Source organism: Streptomyces sp. McG3, from assembly GCF_018619185.1.
Classification (GTDB): Bacteria; Actinomycetota; Actinomycetes; order Streptomycetales; family Streptomycetaceae; genus Streptomyces.
Map to the genome: position 1 here is coordinate 1 of NZ_JAAXYC010000540.1, position 2,103 is coordinate 2,103.

At 71.6% G+C, this 2,103-nt stretch carries 3 protein-coding genes; 2 read left to right on the forward strand and 1 reads right to left on the reverse strand.

The features are described from left to right. Window positions 1-60: 60 nt before the first annotated feature. Window positions 61-654 (reverse strand): NUDIX domain-containing protein, encoded by a 594-nt coding sequence (locus HET64_RS38240; RefSeq protein ID WP_215111818.1) that lies wholly within the window; start codon window positions 652-654, stop codon window positions 61-63. Window positions 655-787: 133 nt separating this feature from the next. Between HET64_RS38240 and HET64_RS38245 the strand changes: the two genes are divergently transcribed. Together HET64_RS38245 and HET64_RS38250 are read left to right on the forward strand one after the other, a co-directional pair. After that, window positions 788-1,585, forward strand: a complete 798-nt coding sequence (locus HET64_RS38245) for a M15 family metallopeptidase (RefSeq protein WP_215111820.1) — start codon at window positions 788-790, stop codon at window positions 1,583-1,585. Between the two features lie 133 nt (window positions 1,586-1,718). Beyond that, the coding region (locus tag HET64_RS38250) for a DUF962 domain-containing protein (RefSeq protein ID WP_215111819.1) at window positions 1,719-2,103 on the forward strand (385 nt) is incomplete at its 3' end.

The following is a 2,103-nucleotide window of genomic DNA, read 5'->3' on the forward strand; positions in this document are numbered from 1 at the left end:
GGATTAGGGGGTGGCCGGTGGGCCCGGCGCGTGCGTGTCCGGCGCGCGGGCCCGGTGGTCTCAGCCGCGGCGGTCCCGGCTGTGGTGGCCTCGGCCGTGGTGGCCGGCGAACCAGGCGTCGGCCACCACCGTGTGCAGCGGGAAGGCCAGGGGGCGCGGGCTGTACAGGACGTCGTAGCCGGATGTCTCGTCGGTGGGGACCGAGGGCGGGAGGCTCGCGAGGGGGCGTGCCGGGAGAAGGCCGAAGACGAGGAGGTAGCCCGCGGTGTCGCTGAGGGTGTCGGCGAGAGCGACGTGCTCCGCGGCGGCCTCGATGCCGGTCTCCTCGCGCAGTTCCCGGACGACGGCCGCACGCCAGTCCTCGGCATGGTCGATGAACCCGCCGGGCAGGGCCGTACCGCCCTTCTGCGGCTCGATGGTGCGGGTGATGACGACGAGTCCGGTGGAGTGCGGGCCGGTGACGGGGAGCAGGGCCACCGCGACGGGGAGCGGGTTGCGGTAGGCGGTGGTTCCGCAGTGCCCGCAGGTGCGGGGCCAGGCGTCGGCGGACGGCAGCGCGGTGTACGGGGCTCCGCAGGTGCCGCAGTGGGAGTCCCGTGCGTACCGGGGCGGCTGCGCGACGGTCGGGGATGGGCTGTTGCCGGGTTCGGACACGGGCGGACTGTATCGAACCGTCCTTCCGGCTTGCCGGCTCTTCCGGCTTTTCGGGCCTCCCCGCTTTCCTGGGGCGGCGCCGTGTCCTTTCCCGGAGACCCCGAAGCTGATAGACGGTGTGCCCATGACAGGAATGCGTACCGCTCTGCGTGCTCTGGCCGCCACGGCCGCCGCCCTCCTCGCCGTCACCGCTCTCTCCCCCGCGGCACAGGCGCGACCCGAACCGAAAGCTCCCGAGGAGTTCGTGGCGCTGCGCTCGGTGGACCCGACGATCATTCAGGAGATGCGTTACACCACGGCGCACACCTTCCTCGGCGAGCGGGTGGACGGATACCGGCAGCCGGTCTGCATCCTGACCCGGCCCGCCGCGCGTGCCCTGCACCTGGCGCAGCAACGGCTGTCGCGTCACGGGTACTCGCTGAAGGTGTACGACTGCTACCGGCCGCAGCGGGCGGTGGACCACTTCGTGCGGTGGGCGAAGGACCTCGACGACCGGACCATGAAAGGGGAGTTCTATCCGCGGGTCGGCAAGGACCGGCTGTTCGAGGACGGCTACATCGCCGAGAAGTCCGGGCACAGCCGGGGCAGCACGGTGGACCTGACCCTGGTCCGGCTCCCCGCCCTGCCGACCAGGCCGTACCGTCCGGGCGAGCGGCTGACCCCCTGCTTCGCGCCGAAGGACGTGCGGTTCCCCGACAACTCGGTGGACATGGGCACGGGTTACGACTGCTTCGACACCCTGTCGCACACGGATGATCCCCGGATCCAGGGGCCCCAGCGCGCCAACCGGCAGTTCCTGAAGCGGGCGTTGACCGAGGTGGGGTTCGTGAACCTGCCGGAGGAGTGGTGGCACTTCACGTTCAGGCCCGAGCCGTTCCCGGACACCTACTTCGACTTCCCGGTGCACCGCCGGTCGGTCGCCGGGCACTGACCGAAAACGGTCCGCCCCGAGGGGCGGGGGAACGGGCGACCGGGACCACCCCCGTGGGCTCCGGCCGCCCGTTCTTCATCTCGGACGCGAAAGGGGCGTGTTCGGTTGCCGATCGGGCGGCTACGGTGCCCGTATGTCACAGCAGACGTTCGATACGTACGAGGAATTCTGGCCGTACTACGTCGCGATGCACTCCCGTGCCGCCACCCGCTGGGTCCATCTCACCGGCACCCTGACCGGGCTCGCGATCTCCGCGTACGGGCTCGCGCGGGGCCGGAAACGCTATCTGGCGGCCCTGCCGCTGATCGGGTACGGCACGGCGTGGCCCGCGCACTTCCTGATCGAGAAGAACAACCCGGCCACGTTCGGGCATCCGGCGTGGTCGCTGCGCGGTGACGCGCAGATGATCCGGACGATGCTCGCGGGCCGGGACGCGGAGCTGGCGGAGACCGCGGCGAAGTGGCTGGCGGAGCACGGCGAGGGCGGGAGCACCGGCGGGGGTGCACACGGGCAGGGCG